Source organism: Streptomyces sp. NPDC057302, assembly GCF_042667685.1.
Taxonomy (GTDB): Bacteria; Actinomycetota; Actinomycetes; order Streptomycetales; family Streptomycetaceae; genus Streptomyces.
Genome location: NZ_JBHUZJ010000002.1, coordinates 90,322 through 108,405, shown reverse-complemented (window position 1 = coordinate 108,405; position 18,084 = coordinate 90,322). Strand labels below are relative to the sequence as shown.

The 18,084-nt window shown below is 70.1% G+C and carries 10 protein-coding genes; 4 read left to right on the top strand and 6 right to left on the bottom strand.

Annotation, left to right across the window (positions count from 1 at the left end; all coding sequences use genetic code 11):
• Nucleotides 1-21 precede the first annotated feature (21 nt).
• The 3 genes from ACFUPX_RS01835 to ACFUPX_RS01825 form a co-directional block, all read right to left on the bottom strand.
• Nucleotides 22-1,017, bottom strand: a complete 996-nt coding sequence (locus ACFUPX_RS01835) for a phospholipid scramblase-related protein (RefSeq protein WP_383314143.1) — start codon at nt 1,015-1,017, stop codon at nt 22-24.
• Between the two features lie 82 nt (nt 1,018-1,099).
• The gene (gene valS, locus ACFUPX_RS01830; RefSeq protein ID WP_383314140.1) at nt 1,100-3,703 is read right to left on the bottom strand and encodes a valine--tRNA ligase; all 2,604 of its coding nucleotides are present in this window, start codon (nt 3,701-3,703) and stop codon (nt 1,100-1,102) included.
• A 75-nt stretch (nt 3,704-3,778) separates the two neighbouring features.
• A complete protein-coding gene (locus tag ACFUPX_RS01825; protein ID WP_383314137.1) occupies nt 3,779-5,836 on the bottom strand; it encodes a phosphocholine-specific phospholipase C in 2,058 nt (685 codons plus the stop codon).
• Nucleotides 5,837-6,368: 532 nt separating this feature from the next.
• Between ACFUPX_RS01825 and mgtA the strand changes: the two genes are divergently transcribed.
• Nucleotides 6,369-9,098, top strand: a complete 2,730-nt coding sequence (gene mgtA / locus ACFUPX_RS01820; RefSeq protein ID WP_383314134.1) for a magnesium-translocating P-type ATPase — start codon at nt 6,369-6,371, stop codon at nt 9,096-9,098.
• Nucleotides 9,099-9,121: 23 nt separating this feature from the next.
• Here mgtA and helR read toward each other — a convergent pair whose 3' ends face one another.
• On the bottom strand, nt 9,122-11,287 hold the full coding sequence (gene helR / locus ACFUPX_RS01815) for an RNA polymerase recycling motor ATPase HelR (protein WP_383314131.1): 2,166 nt from the start codon (nt 11,285-11,287) through the stop codon (nt 9,122-9,124).
• A 247-nt stretch (nt 11,288-11,534) separates the two neighbouring features.
• Here helR and ACFUPX_RS01810 point away from each other — a divergent pair, with 247 nt between their 5' ends.
• A complete protein-coding gene (locus ACFUPX_RS01810) occupies nt 11,535-12,719 on the top strand; it encodes a serine hydrolase domain-containing protein (protein ID WP_383314128.1) in 1,185 nt (394 codons plus the stop codon).
• A gap of 54 nt (nt 12,720-12,773) precedes the next feature.
• Entirely contained in the window at nt 12,774-13,475 is a 702-nt protein-coding gene (locus ACFUPX_RS01805; protein WP_383314125.1) for a TetR/AcrR family transcriptional regulator, read from the top strand.
• 9 nt (nt 13,476-13,484) lie between these two features.
• On the opposite strand, the gene ACFUPX_RS01800 is transcribed toward ACFUPX_RS01805, so the two are convergent.
• Nucleotides 13,485-13,958: a carboxymuconolactone decarboxylase family protein gene (locus tag ACFUPX_RS01800; protein WP_383314122.1), complete on the bottom strand. Its 474-nt coding sequence runs from the start codon at nt 13,956-13,958 to the stop codon at nt 13,485-13,487.
• Nucleotides 13,959-14,057: 99 nt separating this feature from the next.
• Complete coding sequence (locus tag ACFUPX_RS01795) at nt 14,058-16,676, bottom strand: beta-glucosidase (RefSeq protein ID WP_383314119.1); 2,619 nt, start codon at nt 16,674-16,676, stop codon at nt 14,058-14,060.
• Between the two features lie 431 nt (nt 16,677-17,107).
• Here ACFUPX_RS01795 and ACFUPX_RS01790 point away from each other — a divergent pair, with 431 nt between their 5' ends.
• On the top strand, nt 17,108-18,052 hold the full coding sequence (locus tag ACFUPX_RS01790) for an NADP-dependent oxidoreductase (RefSeq protein WP_383314116.1): 945 nt from the start codon (nt 17,108-17,110) through the stop codon (nt 18,050-18,052).
• The last annotated feature ends 32 nt before the right edge of the window (nt 18,053-18,084 follow it).

Genomic DNA, 18,084 nt, shown 5'->3' with positions numbered 1-18,084 from the left:
CCGTTGATGCGAGGGCCTAGCTCACCCGAAGCCCCGCGAGTCCTGCTTCAGCGCCGTGTCGACCGTGAGGGCCGTGGCCACGACGAGGCTCAGGAGCGGCTCGGGCAGCTGGTAGTGGATCTGCAGGACGTAGTTGTCCGCGGTGGTGAACATCGTCTTGGCGAGGCCTTCCCAGGTCTTCGTGATCCGGGCGACCTCGTTGTCCGCGTGGTCGACGATCGAGAAGTTCCAGGCACGCCAGTTCTCGGCCTTGATCGCACCGGCCTGCTGGCCGTTGACCATGATCGCGAAGTTGATCTTCCCGATCATGTTCTGCTGGACGATCTCGCCGATCGGCTGGCCGTCGGCGCGCTCGACGATGACCCGCGACTTCATGAACTTGCGGGGGCGGGTCAGCTGGATCACCGGCTGGCCGTACGCGTCACGGATCTCGAGCTTGTGCGTCATGAACTGGTCGATGCTGGAGACGAAGCGCGCGACCTTCTTGAGCGTGCTCTGACCGACCTGGACGACCGAGCCGAGCATGTTGCCCGACTGGTCCATGACGCTGTACTCGTTCGTCAGCTCGATGAGCTTGGCCTTCTGGTTCACCACGAGGACCGGCTCGGTGAAGAGCGTGCCGCCGCCCTGCGAGGAGGGCGCGACGCCCGCCTGCTGCTGGACCTGACGCTGCACCTTGGCGGGGTCGACCTGCGGGGCCGCCTGCTGGGGGTGACCGTACTGGGCCTGCTGCGGGGCCTGCTGCTGGAACTGCTGCTGGCCGCCGAACTGCGCCTGCGGCTGGCCGAACTGGGCCTGCTGGGCCGGTGCCTGCTGCGGGACGGGCTGCGCCTGCTGGGCCTGGGCCTGCTGCGGAACAGGCTGGGCCTGGACCTGCTGCTGGGCGGCCTGGCCGGCTCCCTGGTCGCCGGCGCTGGTGTGCTGCGTCCACAGGGAACCGTCCCACCAGCGCAGCAGCTTGGGCGCGCCCTGGGGGTCCGGATACCAACCTGCAGGTGTGTTCGAATGCGTCGTCACCCGGGCACACTACCCCGACGCACAGGGCGCTTCGCCAGCCCCTGGCGCCCCCTTTGATGCCGGACACACCAGGATTCTCCGCTCACACACGCACCTCGACCCGCAACGCGCCCTCGGCGTCGCCGAGTTCCACCGCCGCGACCCGGCCCGCCGCCCGTACGTCCGCCTCCACCAGCCGGACACGTTCCAGGTTCACCGGCGGACCCGAGACGATCAGCGCCGCCACCTCCGCCCGCATCGAGAGCCGCGCCTCCGACTTCGCCCTGCGGATCGCGGCGATGACCTCCGATGCCGTCGCAAGGACCGAGGGGTCCGCTTCGGCAGGGACCTTCGGGTGCGGCCAGGCCGCGCGGTGGACCGAGCCCGTGGCGTACCAGGACCACACCTCCTCCGTCACGAAGGGAAGGACCGGCGCGAACAGCCGCAGCAGCGCGTCCAGCGCGGCCCGCAGCGTCACCCGCGCCGACCACGTCCCGGCGCCCTCCCCCTGGTCCCCGTACGCCCGTGCCTTGACCAGTTCCACGTAGTCGTCGCAGAAGCGCCAGAAGAACCGCTCCGTACGTTCAAGGGCGCGCGCGTAGTCGAAGTCGTCGAAGGCCGCGGTCGCCTCATCGACCGTCGCCGCGAGTTCGGCGAGCAGCGCGCGGTCCAGCGGCTCGGTGACCAGGTCGAGCGCACCGGCACCAGCATCGGTATCGGCATCGACCTCGACCTCGACCTCGCCGAAGCTCAGCACGAACTTGCCGACGTTCAGGATCTTCATCGCCAGGCGGCGGCCGACCTTCATCTGGCCGACGTCGAACGCCGTGTCCGTGCCGGGCCGCCCGCTCGCCGCCCAGTAGCGGACCGCGTCCGAGCCGTGCCGCACGAGCAGGTCCCCGGGCGTGACCGCGTTCGACTTCGTCTTCGACATCTTCTTGCGGTGGGGATCGAGGATCCAGCCGGAGATCGCCGCGTGGCGCCACGGCAGTTCGCCCTGTTCGGCGTGGGCCCGCACCACCGTGGCGAACAGCCAGGTGCGGATGATCTCGTGTGCCTGCGGCCGGACGTCCATGGGGAAGACCCGCGCGAACAGATCGGGGTCCGAGCGCCACCCGCCCGCGATCTGCGGGGTGAGCGAGGAAGTGGCCCAGGTGTCCATGACGTCCGGGTCGCCCGTGAAGCCGTGCGGCGCGCCGCGCTGTGCGTCCTCGTATCCGGCAGGCGCCTGCGCGCTCGGGTCGACGGGCAGGGCGGAGGGGTCCGGGACGATCGGGTGGCCGTAGTCCGGCTCACCGTGGCCGTCCAGCGGGTACCAGACGGGGATCGGCACTCCGAAGAAGCGCTGACGGCTGACCAGCCAGTCGCCGTTGAGGCCGCCGACCCAGTTCTCGTAGCGCACCCGCATGTGCGGCGGATGCCAGGCCAACTCGCCTCCGCGTGCCATGAGTTGACCCCGCAGGTGCTCGTCGCGACCGCCGTTGCGCAGGTACCACTGCCGGGTGGTGACGATCTCCAGGGGCCGCTCGCCCTTCTCGTAGAACTTCACCGCGTGCGTGACGGGCCGCGGCTCGCCCTCCAGTTCACCGCTGGCCCGCAGCAGCTCCACGACGCGTTCCCGCGCGGTGTGCGCCGTGGCGCCCGCCAGCTTCGCGTACGCCGCGACGGCCGACGCCGATTCGACGCCGCTCGGCGGCTGCGCGAGGAAGCGGCCGTCCCAGCCGATCACCGGGCGCGTGGCGAGCCGCAGTTCGCGCCACCAGGTGACGTCGGCCGTGTCGCCGAACGTGCAGACCATCGCGATCCCCGTGCCCTTCTCCGAGACCGCGGCGCCATGGGCCACGACGGGCACCTCGACGCCGAAGAGCGGGGTGCGGACCGTCGCGCCGACGAGGTGCCGGTGGCGCTCGTCGTCGGGGTGCACGACCAGGGCGACGCAGGCCGGGAGCAGCTCGGGCCGGGTCGTGTCGATCGTGACGGGCCGGTCGTCCGGGCCGTGGAAGGTGAGGCGGTGGTAGGCGCCGGGGCGCTCCCTGTCCTCCAGTTCGGCCTGCGCGACGGCCGTGCGGTAGGTGATGTCCCACAGGGTGGGCGCCTCGGCGATGTACGCCTCGCCGCGCGCCAGGTTGTTGAGGAAGGCGAGCTGCGCGGTGGCGCGTGCCTCGGTGCCGATCGTGCGGTACGTGCGCGACCAGTCGACGGAGAGTCCGAGCAGCCGCCACAGCTCCTCGAAGGCCTTCTCGTCCTCGACGGTGAGCCGCTCGCACAGCTCGATGAAGTTCCGCCGGGAGATGGGGAGCTGGTCCTTCCCCGGCTTCCCCGACTTCCCGGGCTCCTCGGGCGGCTGGAACGAAGGGTCGTACGGCAGCGTCGGATCGCACCGCACGCCGAAGTGCGTCTGGACGCGGCGCTCGGTCGGCAGGCCGTTGTCGTCCCAGCCCATCGGGTAGAAGACTTCCTTGCCGCGCATGCGCTGATAGCGGGCGACGGTGTCGGTGTGCGTGTACGAGAAGACATGCCCGACGTGCAAGGAGCCGCTGACCGTGGGCGGCGGGGTGTCGACGGAGAAGATCTCCTCACGCGTCCTGGCGCGGTCGAACGTGTATACGCCCGCCTCGTCCCATCGCCGCGACCATTTCTCTTCGAGCCCGTCGAGAGCGGGCTTCTCGGGAACGCCGTCCGTGCGCGTGCGATGGGAGTGGTCCATGCCTCCGCATGCTAGAGGGCCGCCACCGGAGCCGTGCTCCGGCGGCGGCCCTTCACAGACTGCCGATCGTCACCGTCAGGCGGAGACGATCGCGGGGTCGCTCACCCCGGCCCGGCCGTTCTCCACGTGCCCGGCGAAGCGCCGCAGGAAGGTGGCGTCCGCGTCGGACTTCACCGTCACGTCGTACCAGCGCTTGCTCGTGCGCAGGTCGACGGTGTGCTGGACGGTGGAGCCCGCCTTCACCTTGAACGTCTGGGCGGCGCCGCCGTAGGCGTTGGCGACGCTGAGGTGCACGTCGGCGCTTCCCGCGTTCTTCAGGGTCAGCTTGAGGTTGCCGGTGGCCTTGTCGTGGCGTGCGGTGACCTCGGGGCCCGCGGTCTTGCCGGGTCCCTTGAAGACGCGCAGGAAGCCGTTCGGGCCGAACACCGACAGGTCGTACGCACCCTTCGAGTACGCCGTGTTCCAGGTGTCGGAGATCTTCTTGCCGGCCTCCGTGGTGTACGTCCAGGGCCCGTCCGTGCGGTTGTTGGAGCGCACGTGGAAGCAGGCACCGGCCGCGTCGCCGCCGCTGAAGGTGAGCGTGAACTTCCCGTCGGCGGGCGCCCCCGCCCCGTCCACCAGCGGTGCGTACGGCAGCGCACGCGCGGGCCGGGAGCCGGACTCCTGCTTGGGCAGGTTGGCCTTGGCCGGCGCCTTGGGCACGTAGTCGGGGTGGCGCTCGCCGTCCGGCGGCTCATAGGCGCCGGTGTCCGGCAGCTTCGCCGGGTCGGTGTCCTTGCCGCTGAAGTCGAAGGCGGAGGTGAGGTCGCCGCAGATGGCGCGGCGCCACGGCGAGATGTTCGGCTCGCGCACGCCGAAACGCTTCTCCATGAACCGGATGATCGACGTGTGGTCGAAGACCTCGGAGTTCACGAAGCCGCCGGTGCTCCACGGCGAGACGACCATCATCGGGACGCGCTGGCCGAGGCCGTAGTGTCCCGCGGCGTACTGCGCGTTGCCCGGGAAGTAGTCCAGCGCCGTGTCGACGGTGGACTTGCCCTGGTTGGCGGAGGACGGGACGTAGGGCGGGACGACGTGGTCGAAGTAGCCGTCGTTCTCGTCGTACGTGATGAACAGCGCCGTCTTGGCCCACACCTCGGGGTTGGAGGTGAGCGCGTCGAGGACCTGTGCGATGTACCAGGCGCCGTAGTTGACGGGCCAGTTGGGGTGCTCGCAGAACGCCTCGGGTGCGGCGATGTACGAGACCTTCGGGAGCTTGTCGGCCTTCACGTCGGCCGTCAGGAGGTCGAAGTAGCCGTCGCCCGCCTTGACGTTCGTGCCGGTGCGCGCCTTGTCGTAGAGGGGGTCGCCGGGCCTGGCGTTGCGGTACTTGTTGAAGTAGAGCAGCGAGTTGTCGCCGTAGTTCCCGCGGTAGGCGTCGTCTATCCAGCCCCAGTGCCCCGCCGCGTCCAGGCCGTCGCCGATGTCCTGGTAGACCTTCCAGGAGACCCCGGCCTGCTCCAGGCGCTCGGCGTACGTCGTCCAGTCGTAGCCCGCCTCCTGGTTGCCCAGGATCGGGCCGCCGCCCTTGCCGTCGTTGCCGACGTGGCCCGACAGCATGTAGTAGCGGTTGGGGTCGGTGGCCCCCATGAACGAACAGTGGTAATCGTCACAGACGGTGAATGCGTCGGCGAGGGCGTAATGGAACGGAATGTCGTCGCGCGTCAGATACGCCATGGTCCGCTCGGACTTGGCGGGGATCCAGTTGTCGTACTTGCCGTTGCTGAAGGCGCTGTGGCCGCCCGCCCAGTCGTGGTCGAGACCGGCGATGAACTGCATGCCGAGGTCCTCGGCGTCCGGATGGAAGGGCAGCACCTCCTTGCCGCCGCCCGATTGGTTCCAGACGGGTTTTCCGCTGGGGAGGGTCACCGGGCGCGGATCACCGAAGCCTCGTACGCCCTTCATGGTGCCGAAATAGTGGTCGAAGGACCGGTTCTCCTGCATCAGGACGACGACGTGTTCGACGTCCTCGATGGAGCCGGAGCGGCGCTGGGCGGGCAGGGCGGCGGCGCGGGCGATGCTCTGCGAGAGCGTCGCGGATGCTGCGGTGCCGCCGGCGATCTGCATGAACCGGCGCCGATTGAGTTCTGGCATGAGTGGATTCGACCTCGTGGTGTGGGTTGTGGGGGACGTGAGCGCGTGCAGTGTTTCAAGGGGAGCAAGGATGAGGGAAGGGGCCGTGACCTGGATGTGAAGAGAAGTCCAACCCTTGGTGGGTGGGACACAAGTCCCGACCTTATGGGGACCAAAGTCCTATATTTGACATATACGGCCTGACATGCCTGACTTGGCCTCGCACCGTTCGATGGTGCGTTCTTCCGTGTCCCGCGATCGCAAGGAGGTGTTCGGGATGAGTCCCGAAGGAAGTCCTTGCGTCAGCGCCACGTCTCACTGAAGCGGTTCGCTCGCTGAAGCGCTTCTGCTGCCCTGAGCGGTTCCGTTTCCCGAGGCGATTCCGTTTCCCGGCTGAGGCGTAGTTCGCCTCACCCCCTTTCCGTCCTGCGGTCACTCACCCGCGGTCGCCGACCGCGCCCGTGCGCCTGTCCGCCGACGGCATCACCCATCACATCTACGTCCCTGTGCACGGGCGTGCTTCGTCATGCCCCCGCACGGAGGGAGGTCTGCCATGAACAAGCTGATTCCCCAGGTACGCCCGGCGACGCCGGGCGACAACCCCACCACCCCCCGCTTCCCCACCGACAACCGCACCCGCAAGGCCGCCGAGCTGGACGCCCGCACCCGCGAAGTCGGCGTACGCCTGGCCGAGTTGAGCGCGAAGTCCGCCCGCGAAGTACTGCGGGACCTCGGCACGGACACCCGCGGCCTGCGCCAGGACCAGGTCCTCGAACGCCTGGAGCGGCACGGCGAGAACGTCGTCGCCCAGGAGCGCGCACCGCACTGGACGGCGCAGCTCGCCAAGTCCTTCCGCAACCCCTTCATCGGCGTTCTCGTCGTCCTCGCCGCGGTCATGTACTGGCAGGACCCGGCCGACCCCGGCGTCTGGATCCTCACCTCGATGGTGCTGATCAGCGGACTGCTGCGGTTCTGGCAGGAGTTCCGCTCGACCAGGTCGGCCGAGGCGCTCAAAGCCCTGGTCACCACCTCCTGCGCGGTCCAGCGCCGGTGGAGCGAGCACCCCGGCACCGAAGAGATCGCCATGGAGCAGGTCGTCCCCGGCGACCTCGTGAAGCTCGCCGCCGGCGACATGGTCCCCGCCGACCTGCGGCTGCTCACCGCCAAGGACCTGATGGTCAGTCAAGCCGCCCTGTCGGGCGAGTCCTTGCCTGCCGCCAAGGCCGACACCCGCGCCCCCGACCTCGGCCAGCGCGCGACCACCGACCCCGTCGACGCCGACAACCTCTGCCTGATGGGTACGTCGGTGACCTCGGGCACGGCCACCGGCGTGGCCGTCGCCACGGGCGCCGACACCTACTTCGGCTCGATGGCGGGCACCCTGGTCGGCGACCGCCCGCAGACCGCCTTCGACCTCGGCGTGCGCCGGGTCAGCTTCCTGCTCATCCGCTTCATGCTGGTGATGGTCCCGATCGTCTTCGCGATCAACGGCTTCACCAAAGGCGACTGGGACCAGGCGCTGCTGTTCTCGATCTCCGTGGCGGTGGGCCTCACCCCCGAGATGCTGCCGATGGTGGTCTCGGCGAACCTGGCGCGTGGCGCGGTCGCGATGTCGAAGCACAAGGTCGTCGTCAAGCAGCTCAACGCGATCCAGAACCTGGGCGCGATGGACGTGCTGTGCACCGACAAGACGGGCACGCTCACCGAGGACCGCATCGTCCTCGACCGCTACCTCGACGCGCGCGGCGAGGAGGACCGCGAGGTGCTCGAACACGCCTACCTCAATGCGCACTTCCAGACGGGACTGCGCAACCTCATGGACCAGGCGGTCATCGACCGCATCGACGAGGCCGAGGAGGTTGTCGTCGACCGGCTCTTCACGATGGTCGACGAGATCCCCTTCGACTTCGCCCGGCGGCGGATGTCCGTCGTGGTGCGCCGCGACGAACTGCACGGACCGGCCGCCGAGCACACCATCGTCACCAAAGGAGCGGTGGAGGAGGTCATCGAGCGGTGCGGCCATGTCATGGACCGCGGCGAGCGCGTCGAACTCACCGCCGAACTGCGCGCCCACGCCACGCACATCAGTGAGCGCCACAACCGTGAGGGCCTGCGTGTCCTCGCGGTCGCGACCCGCACCGTGCCCGCCGATCGGGACACCTACACGGCCGCGGACGAGTCGGACCTGACCCTCGTCGGCTTCCTCGCGTTCCTCGACCCGCCCAAGCAGGACGCCTCCGAGGCCCTGCGCGCGCTCGCCGACAACGGCATCGCGGTCAAGGTCGTCACCGGCGACAACGAACTGGTCGCCGCGCGGGTCTGCGCCGACGTGGGCCTCGACGTCAGCGAGCTGATCACGGGCGCCACGATCGACCTCGTCGACGACGCCGAGCTGCGCCGACTCGCCCGTACGACCACGGTGTTCGCCAAGGTCAACCCGGTCCAGAAGGCACGGATCGTACGAGCCCTGAAGGCCGACGGGCACACCGTCGGATTCCTCGGGGACGGCATCAACGACGCGGCGGCGCTGCGCGAGGCCGACGTGGGCGTGTCGGTCGACACGGCCGTCGACATCGCCAAGGAGTCCGCTGACATCATCCTCCTGGAGAAGGACCTGATGGTCCTGGAACAGGGCGTGTTGACGGGCCGTCAGACCTTCGGCAACACCATCAAGTACATCAAGATGACGGCGTCGTCGAACTTCGGGAACGTCTTCTCGGTCCTGGTGGCTTCGGCGTTCCTCCCCTTCCAGCCGATGCTCGCCATCCACCTCCTGGTGCAGAACCTCTGCTACGACATCAGCCAGCTGTCGATCCCCTGGGACCGGATGGACAAGGAGTACCTGCGCAAGCCGCGCGCGTGGGACGCGAAGGGCATCGGCCGGTTCATGATCCGGATCGGTCCGATCAGCTCGATCTTCGACATCACCACCTTCCTGGTGATGTGGTACGTCTTCCAGGCGAACTCGCCCGCGCAGCAGACCCTCTTCCAGACGGGCTGGTTCGTGGAGGGACTGCTGTCGCAGACGCTGATCGTGCACATGATCCGCACCCGGAAGATCCCCTTCATCCAGTCCCGTGCGTCGCTGCCGGTACTCCTGATGACGGGCGCGGTGATGGCCTTCGGCCTGTGGCTGCCCTTCTCGCCGCTGGCATCGGCCCTGTCGATGCAGCCGCTGCCGATGAGCTACTTCCCGTGGCTGATCGGGACGCTGCTCGCGTACTGCGCGCTCACCCAGGTGGTGAAGGGCTGGTACATCCGGCGCTACGGCAGCTGGCTCTGATGACGCCGTCGACCGTGCCCCTCTCAGCCGGTGAGGATGACCAGCTGCTGGGTCGCGCGGGTCATCGCGACATAGCGGTCGACCGCTCCTTCGATCCCCTCGCCGAAGTTCTCGGGGTCGATGAGGACGACCAGGTCGAACTCCAGGCCCTTCGCGAGCTCCGGCGTCAGTGACCGGACACGCGACGTCGCCCTGAAGGCGGGATCGCCGATCACACAGGCGATCCCGTCGGCATGGGCGGCGAGCCAGCCGTCGAGGACCGAATCCAGCTCCGTCACCGAACCGTGGACGACGGGGATGCCGCTGCTGCGGATGGAGGTCGGCACATTGGCGTCCGGGAGCGCGGCCCGGATGACCGGCTCGGCCTCCGTCATGACCTCTTCCGGTGTGCGGTAGTTGACGCTCAGGGACTCCACGGCGATGCGGTCCAACCCGATCCGCTCAAGGCGTTCCTGCCACGACTCCGTGAAGCCGTGCCTGGCCTGGGCGCGGTCACCGACGATGGTGAAGCTGCGGGAGGGGCAGCGCAGCAGGAGCATCTGCCACTGCGCGTCCGTCAGCTCCTGGGCCTCGTCCACGACGACGTGCGCGAAGGGTCCCGCGAGCCGGTCCGGGGCCGCGGGCGGCAGCTCGGACTCGTCGACCAGGCTGACCTGGGCGTCCTGGCCGCGCAACATCGTCACCAGGCCCTCGCCGTCGTCACCGTCGGCGCCGGAGGCGGCTGCCGCGTCGATCAGGTTGTCGACGACCTGGGCCATCTGCTCGCGCTGGGCGGCGAGGATGGCTTCGTGGCGGCGCTTCTGCCGGGCCGCCTCCGGGTCGCCCAGCCGCTGGCGTGCCGCGTCCAGGAGCGGCAGGTCGGACGCCGTCCAGGCCTGGGGGGCTTCCTTGCGGCGCAGCGTGCGCACCTCGTCCTGGCTGAGCCAGGGCGCGCACATCCGCAGGTAGGCGGAGTTCGACCACAGGTCTCCGACGAGGTCCGCGGCTTCGAGCAGCGGCCACGCGCCGTGCAGCGTCGTGACCAGTTCCTCGTCGTGCCGCAGCGCCCTCTCGAAGAGCTCTCCGGGCACGTCGCCGTCGAGCTTGTCGAGGAGGATCGCGACGAGCTCCTCCCAGACCTGCTCGCGCGCCTCGTTGTGCGGGGTGCCGCGTCCCGCCGCGTCGAACGCCTCGGCCCAGTCGTCGGCGCTCAGCCAGACGTCGGCCCAGTCCGTCGAGACCGTCATCCCCTTGGCGGGCGGCTCCTCGTAGAACCTGACGGCCTTCTCGATCGCCTTCACCATGTCCGCGGACGACTTCAGGCGTGCCACCTCCGGGTCGGTCTCGGGCCGCGCCCCGGCTCCCTCGGTGACCAGGTCCTCCAGGACGCAGGTCTGCACGCCCTCCTCCCCGAGGCTGGGCAGGACGTCGGCGACGTAGTTCAGGTAGGGCCGGTGCGGGCCGACGAACAGCACGCCGCCGCGGCTGTGGCCCAGGCGCGGGTCGGAGTAGAGGAGGTAGGCCGAGCGGTGCAGGGCCACGACGGTCTTGCCCGTGCCCGGACCGCCGTCGACGACGAGAGCGCCGCGGGAGCCCGCGCGGATGATGGCGTCCTGGTCGGACTGGATGGTGGAGAGCACGTCGCGCATCCGGGCCGAGCGGTTGCCGCCCAGGCTGGCGATGAACGCGGACTGGTCGTCGAGGGCCGCATGGCCTTCGAGACCGTCGGCGGTGAACACCTCGTCCCAGTAGTCGCTGATCCGGCCGTCGGTCCAGCGGTATCTGCGGCGGCTCGCCAGACCCATGGGGTCGGCGTGGGTCGCGGCGAAGAACGGCTCGGCGGCGGGTGCGCGCCAGTCGAGCAGCAGCCGACGGCCCTCGCTGTCGGTCAGGCCGAGCCGTCCGACGTACACGGGCTCGGAGTCGTCCGCGCCGACGATGTGCCCGAGGCACAGGTCGAGCCCGAAGCGGCTCAGGGCGCGCAGGCGGCCGGTGAGCCGGTGGATCTCCAGGTCCCGGTCCATCGCCTCCCGGCCGATGCCACCGGGCGCCTTGCGCTGGACGTCGAGGCGGGCGGACACGTCGGCGATGGTCTGCTCAAGACTCTGTGCGATGGCAGCGAAGTGCTGCTCGTCCCGGGCGATCAGCGCCGGGTCGGCCTTGGGGGCGAGGTGGGCGGGAAGGTCGAACGCAGACAGCAACGCAGGCACTTGGTGAATCTCCCGTTTCCGCAGGTCCTGTGCTTTGGCCTGCGATTGTGCGGGATGACCGGGGCCTTGCCGCAAGCCCCCCACTGCGCTATAAATTAAGAGTGGCAAGGAGTGGGAACACCTCCTTGCCTTTCTTCTTTTCTCTCCCCCCGCAGCACTTTCCTCTCCCGCCTCCGCACTCTAGGTGCCGTGGGCAACCATGCGCGAGGATGTGGCGGGTCCGCGCTTCCAGCGATCGAGGAGAGTCATGACGGCACGTATCCATGGCACCTGTGCCCCGGGATTCGAAGGCGTACGCGAGGAGTTCGAGCGGAACTTCACCGAGCGGGGCGACCTCGGGGCGTCCGTCGCGGCCACCGTGGACGGCGAGTTCGTCGTCGATCTGTGGGGTGGTGACGCGGACAGGACGGGCACGCGCGCGTGGGAGCGCGATTCGCTGGTCAACGTGTACTCCACGACCAAGGGGATGACCGCGCTGGGCGCGCATCTGCTCGCCGACCGGGGCGAGCTCGACCTGGACGCGCCGGTCGCCCGCTACTGGCCGGAGTTCGCCCAGGAGGGCAAGGCGGACATCCCGGTGCGCTGGCTCCTGAGTCATCGCTCCGGGGTGTTCGCACCGCACGAGCCCCTGACGTCCCAGGACCTCTACGACTGGGACAAGGTCTGCGGGGTCCTCGCCGCGACGCCGCCGTGGTGGAAGCCGGGTTCGGTGCAGGGCTACCACGCGGTGAGCTACGGCTATCTGGTCGGCGAGGTCGTCCGGCGGATCACGGGCGTCTCGCTCGGTACGTTCCTGCGCGCCGAGGTCACCGGGCCGCTGGGCGCCGATGTCTACGTGGGCACACCGGAGAGCGAGCACGCCCGGTGCGCGAACATGGTGAGGCCGGTCGCTTCGGACGGCGCGGCGAACGCGGCCGACTCCGCGACGCCGCCCGCGCCACCGGTGCGATCGATCGACGACCATCCGCTGGCCCCCATCACGCTCGCCATGCAGTACCTGCCCATCGAGAACGTGAACGGCGCGGCCTACAGGTGCGCGGAGATCCCCGCGGCCAACGGGCACGCGTCCGCGCGCGGGCTCGCGAAGGTGTACGCGGCGTTGGGCGGCGGAAAGCTGCTCGGCGAATCCGCGCTGGAGCGGTTGCGGACCCGGCAGAGCGAGCCCGACGAACGGGATCTGGTGCTCGGGGCGATGACGGCGTGGGGCGAGAAGTGGGAGTGGGGGCTCGGCTACATGCTGAACCTCTACGGACAGGCCGGCCCCAATCCGCGGGCCTTCGGCCATGGAGGCATGGGCGGGTCGTACGCGTTCGCCGATCCGGAGAACCGTGTCGCGTACGCGTACGTGATGAACCAGATGGGCGGCGGGACCTCGGGCGAGGACTTGCGCAGCGTGCATCTGGTGGGCGCTTTGTACCGCGCGCTGAGGTAGGGCGGCTGCCGGGGAATCCGGTAGGCGGCTGCCGGGGAACCGTAATCTGCCCCCATGGAGCAGCACACCCCCCGCCACCGCCCGACAGGGCAGTACGCCGCCGCCGATCCCCGCAGGGCGGCCATCATCGACGCCGCTCTCGCGCTCTTCGCCAAGGCGGGCTATCTGAACTCCTCCCTGGCGAAGATCGCCGCGGAGGCGGGCACGTCCGCCACCGTCATCACCCACCACTTCGGGTCGAAGCAGCGGCTGCTGATGGCGGTCCTCGAGGCGCGCGAGGAGCGTACGGTCCGTACGTTCGGGCGGCTCGGTCCCGGCTCAGGGGATGGCGCCGGGGGTGAATCCAGTGGTGACGACGTGCGCGCGCTGTTCCGGGAGGTGCTCGCGCTGGCCGCGTACAACCTCACCCAGCCGGGGCTCATCGAGCTCTACACCCGCCTCTCGGCGGAGGCCGGCGACCCCGCGCACCCGGCACACGCCTACTTCGCCGAGCGGTACGAACGCGTCGCGCACTCCCTCGCCGCCGCGCTGCAACGCGCCGCCGACGCCGGGCAGTTGAAGTCCGGAACCGACCCGCAGGACATCGCGCGCGAGATCCTCGCCGTCTCCGACGGGCTCCAGGTCCAGTGGGCCATCGCCGAAGGGCGCCTGGACTTCGTCGGGTTGTACCGCGCCCACCTGGACCGGCTCACCCAAGCGCTCACCGCGGACGGTAAGGGCTTGGGCGAGCCGACCGAGGCGGAGCGGCTCCCCTAGGCCGTCCCCTCAGTGGTACTGGCCGACCTGGTAGTCGCCGGCGGGCTGCTGGGTCATGACGTTCAGGCGGTTGAAGGCGTTGATGAGGGCGATCTGGGTCACCAGGGCGGCGAGCTGGTCCTCGTCGTAGTACTTGGCGGCGTTCGCCCACACGTCGTCACTCACGCCACCGGCCGCGTCCGCGATCCGGGTGCCCTCCTCCGCCAGCTCCAGCGCGGCGCGCTCGGCGTCGGTGAACACCGTGGCCTCCCGCCAGGCGGCGACCAGGTGGAGGCGTACCTGGCTCTCCCCGGCGTGCGTGGCGTCCTTGGTGTGCATGTCGATGCATCCGGCGCAGCCGTTGATCTGGCTGGCGCGGAGCGACACCAGTTCCCGTGTCGCGGGCGCAAGCGTCGACTCCGCGAGCGCCTTGCCCGCGGCGACGACGTGCTTCAGGGCCTTGGCCGCGACCGGGGCTGCCATCGGGTTCAAGCGAGCTTCCATGATGCACTCCTGTGTCGTCCGTACTGGCTACACCCCCTAGACGACACAGCCGGCCGGGTTGTGACACCCACGGAAGTGGCGTGGGTCTCATGCCGCCGCCTAGCCCGCCACTCCCCTCAGCCGGATGTCGCGCGACGACGACCCGACGTACACCGTGCGCCGCCCGTCGGGGCGCACCCAGCGGCCGCGGTCCGTGTCCCAGTAGGACAGCTGCCGCTCGGCGACCCGTACCCGGACCCGGCGCGACTCCCCCGCGCGGAGTTCGACGCGGTCGAAGGCGGCCAGCGCCTTCACGGCCATCTCGACACCGGCGCCGCGCGGCGCGCCCACGTACACCTGCGGGACCTCCGCGCCCTTGCGCCGCCCCCGGTTGGTCACCGTGAACGACACCTCGTAGCCCGCGCCCGCCCGTCGCACGGACAGGTTGCGATAGCCGAACTCCGTGTAGGACAGGCCGTGTCCGAAGGGGAAGAGGGGCTCGATGTCCGCCTTGTCGAAGCCTCGGTAGCCGGTGAAGATGCCCTCGCTGTACGTGACCACTCCGTCGACCCCGTAGTAGCGCTCGGGGTGGGCCGGGTCCAGGGTGGGGTGATCCGTGTCCTTCTTGGGCCAGGTCACCGTGGCCTTGCCGCCGGGGTTGGCGCGGCCGGTGAGGAGGTCGGCGGTGGACCAGCCGCCCTCCTGGCCGACGTAACCGGTGTGCAGGATCGTGCCGACCTCGCGGCGCCAGGGCATCGTCGCCGGGCAGCCGGTGGTGAGGACCACGACCGTGCGCGGGTTGGCCCTGGCGACCGCCGTGATCAGCTCGTCCTGGTGGGAGGGGAGCGCGAGCGTGGTGAAGTCGCCGCCACCGCCCACCGATCCTCCCGAGCCGTTGAAGGCGAAGACGACCGGGGTGTGGACCCGCCGGGCCAGCCTCGCCGCGGCGGCGATGGAGGCGGTGCGCTGCTGCGGTGTCACCCAGGCGAACCGCACCTGGACCGGGCCGCGTTCGGCGATGGTCGTGGCCCATCCGGTGGCCTTGACGACGACCTGGTAGGACTTGCCGCCGGTGAGCTCGACGGGTTCGGCCTGGCCGTTGTCGAGGCCGTCGGTGGTCGGGACGATCGAGGACCACTTGCGCGCGAAGCTGTCGCGGGCGACGGCCGCCGTCGTCAGCTCCTTGCCGTCGAGGCTCAGTGAGACCGTCGCTCCCCAGCCCTGGATCTTGAGCGCGTACTCGCCCGTGGTGGGCGGCACGAAGGTGCCGGTCCACTCGGCCGTCGCACCGACGGGGAGCGCCTTGTCGCCGACGAAGTCGACCGTCCGGTCCGGGGCCTTGCCCTTGTCGCCGTCCTTGCCGCCGCCCTTGCGCGTCAGGCCCTTGGGGAAGGCGGATGCGGGGACGGCCGTGCCCGTGAGGTCGACGCCGACCTCGTAGACGATCTTCCGCTTGGTGCTGCGGCGCAGCGCGTCGAGCGGGCTGACCAGGCGCTCCTCGAAGCCGTACGCGCGCTCGCCGGAGACCGAGGTGGCGACCTGTCCTGCGGTCGGCCCGATGAGGGCGAGGTCGCGCAGCGCTGCGTGCGACAGCGGCAGGCCGCCGTCGTTGGCGAGCAACACCGCGCCCTGTGTGGCGACTTCGCGGGCGACGCGGGCGCCGGCCTCGACGTCGATCTTCTTGCGGGCGGGCACGCGGCTGCCGTCGAGCATGCCGAAGGCGTCGTACCGGCCGAGGATGCGGGAGACGGCGGTGTCGAGGGCGGCCTCAGGGATGGAGCCGTCCTTGATGGCCTTCTTCAGCGGCTCCCCGTAGAACGAGCCGTCCCACATCTGCATGTCCTGGCCCGCTTCGAGAGCGGCCGTGGAGTGGGTGGCGCCCCAGTCGGAGGTGACGAAGCCCTTGAAGCCGAGTTCGCCGCGGAGGATGCCGGTGAGGGTGGCGCTCTGCTCGGAGTTCCACTCGCCGTTGAGGTGGTTGTACGCCGACATGACCGAGGCGACACCGGCGCGGACGACGGCCTCGAAGGCGGGCAGGTACAGCTCGTGCAGGGTGCGGTCGTCGACGACGAAGTCGTAAGAGTTCTCCGGCTTCTCGCGGTCGAACTCGTGCAGGCGCTGGTTGTTGGCGAGGAAGTGCTTGGCCTGGGCGAGCATGCCCTGCGCCTGGACGCCTTCGACCTGAGCCGCGCCGATCAGGCCGTTGAGGTAGGGATCCTCCCCCGACTGGTCCTTGTTGCGGCTGAAGAAGGGCGTGCGGGAGAGCTCTATCTGCGGGGCGAGCAGCACGTCCATGTCGAGGGTGCGGCCCTCACGGCCCATCACCTCGCCGTAATGGCGGGCGAGTTGGAGGTTGAAGGAGGAGCCGAGCGTCGCGACCGGCGGGAGGCCGGTCGCGGACTTCGTGACGTTCACGCCGGCCGGGCCGTCGGTCAGGCGCAGCTCCGGTATGCCGAGGCGCTTGATGCCCGGCAGGTATCCGGCCTGGCCCAGTCTTCGCGGATCGGTGGCGCCGTGGACGAGGCTGATCTTCTCGTCGAGGGTGAGGCGGGCGATGAGCCCCCGGACGCGGCGCGTGGCGGCGGCCGCGCCCGGGGAGGCGGTGCCTCCGGCCGCCCCGGCGGCTTCGGCCACGGCGGGCGTGGCCGCGGCGAGCGGGCCGGCGGCGGCCACGAAGGCGAAGGCGGCTGCGGTGCCGCCCAATTGCTTCATAAGTTCACGACGTGTGGTGGCAGGCATGGCGAAATGGCCTCCGAACGCGGCTCTGGGCATGCCGAACTGGGTCGACGACGCCAAGAGCTGAATGCGTCATCCGCGCCAGTGCGGTCTTACGGGGCCTGAGTCTTGATTGGTTGAACACTTAAGGTCAAGGCTCGCGTCAGCAAAACTTTGTGGGTCGTTCAGTTTTGTGGCGGTGGTCGTGGGCGGGCGTGAGCGGCCGTGTGCGGGGGCTGTCCTCGCCGTGTCGGGTGCCTCTGTCATTGCGACCTCGTGAACGCTGCGGCGTACGGGGAATAGCGGGGCGATCATGGCGGTCGTCCAAGGTGACACCAGTGACACCCGCGTCGATTCACGTCGACTCATGGTTCGGGTTCGCGGTGCGGGTTCGCTGTTCGGGTTCGCGGTGCGGGTTCGCGGTGCGAAGTTCGAAGTTCGAAGTGAGGGAGCACATGACCAAGGCGTACGTATTCACCCGGTTCGGCGGCCCTGAAGTGGAAGCCTTCGTCGACCAGGACCCACCGGAGCCCGGCCCCGGTCAGCTGCTGGTCGCGGTGCGGGCGGCCGGGGTCAACCCGGTCGACTGGAAGCTGCGTGCCGGTAAGCGGAGGCCGGGGGCGCCGCCCGCCGCGTTCCCCGAGGTGCTGGGCAGCGAGGTGGCGGGCGTGGTCGAGGCGGTCGGTGCGGGGGTCGAGGGCGGAGCTGGAGGCTTTGCCGTCGGCGATGCGGTGTTCGGCAACCCGGACACCGGCGGCTACGCCGAGTACACCCTCCTCCCCGCCTCTCTTGCCGCGCACAAGCCGGCGGGCCTGACCTTCGCGGAGGCCGCCGCTCTGCCGGTCGCGGCGGCGACGGCGTACGACGGTGTGCGTCAGCTGGATCTGCCCGCCGGGGCGACGCTGGTGATCACCGGGGTCGGCGGTGGGGTGGGCGTGGCCGCGGCGCGGCTGGCGCGGCACTTCGGTGTCCATGTCGTGGGCACGGCGAGCGCGGGCAAGAAGGACTTCGTCGAGTCCCTGGGTGCGGTGCATGTGCCGCCGGGGCCCGATCTCGCGGAGCGGGTGCGGGCTGCCGCGCCGGGCGGGCGCGTCGACGCGGTCTTCGATCTGGTGGGCGGCGAGGATCTCGTGGCGGTGGCGTCCCTGCTGCCGCTGCCCGGCCGCGAGGGGAAGCTGATCACGGCCGCGGCCAAGGAGACGGTCGCCGAGCTCGGCGGGGCGGCGGTGGCGCGGGCGCGGACCAGTGAGGTTCTGGAGGCGGTGGCGCGGCTTGCCGTCGACGGGGTGCTGCGGCCGGAGGTGACGGCGACGTATCCGCTGGAGCGGGCCGGTGAGGCGCTTCGTGTGGTGGAGGGCGGGCATGTGCGCGGCAAGGTTGTGATCGAGGTGGGCGCGTGAGCGGCGTGACGGAGCGTGGGCTGGCGCCGGGC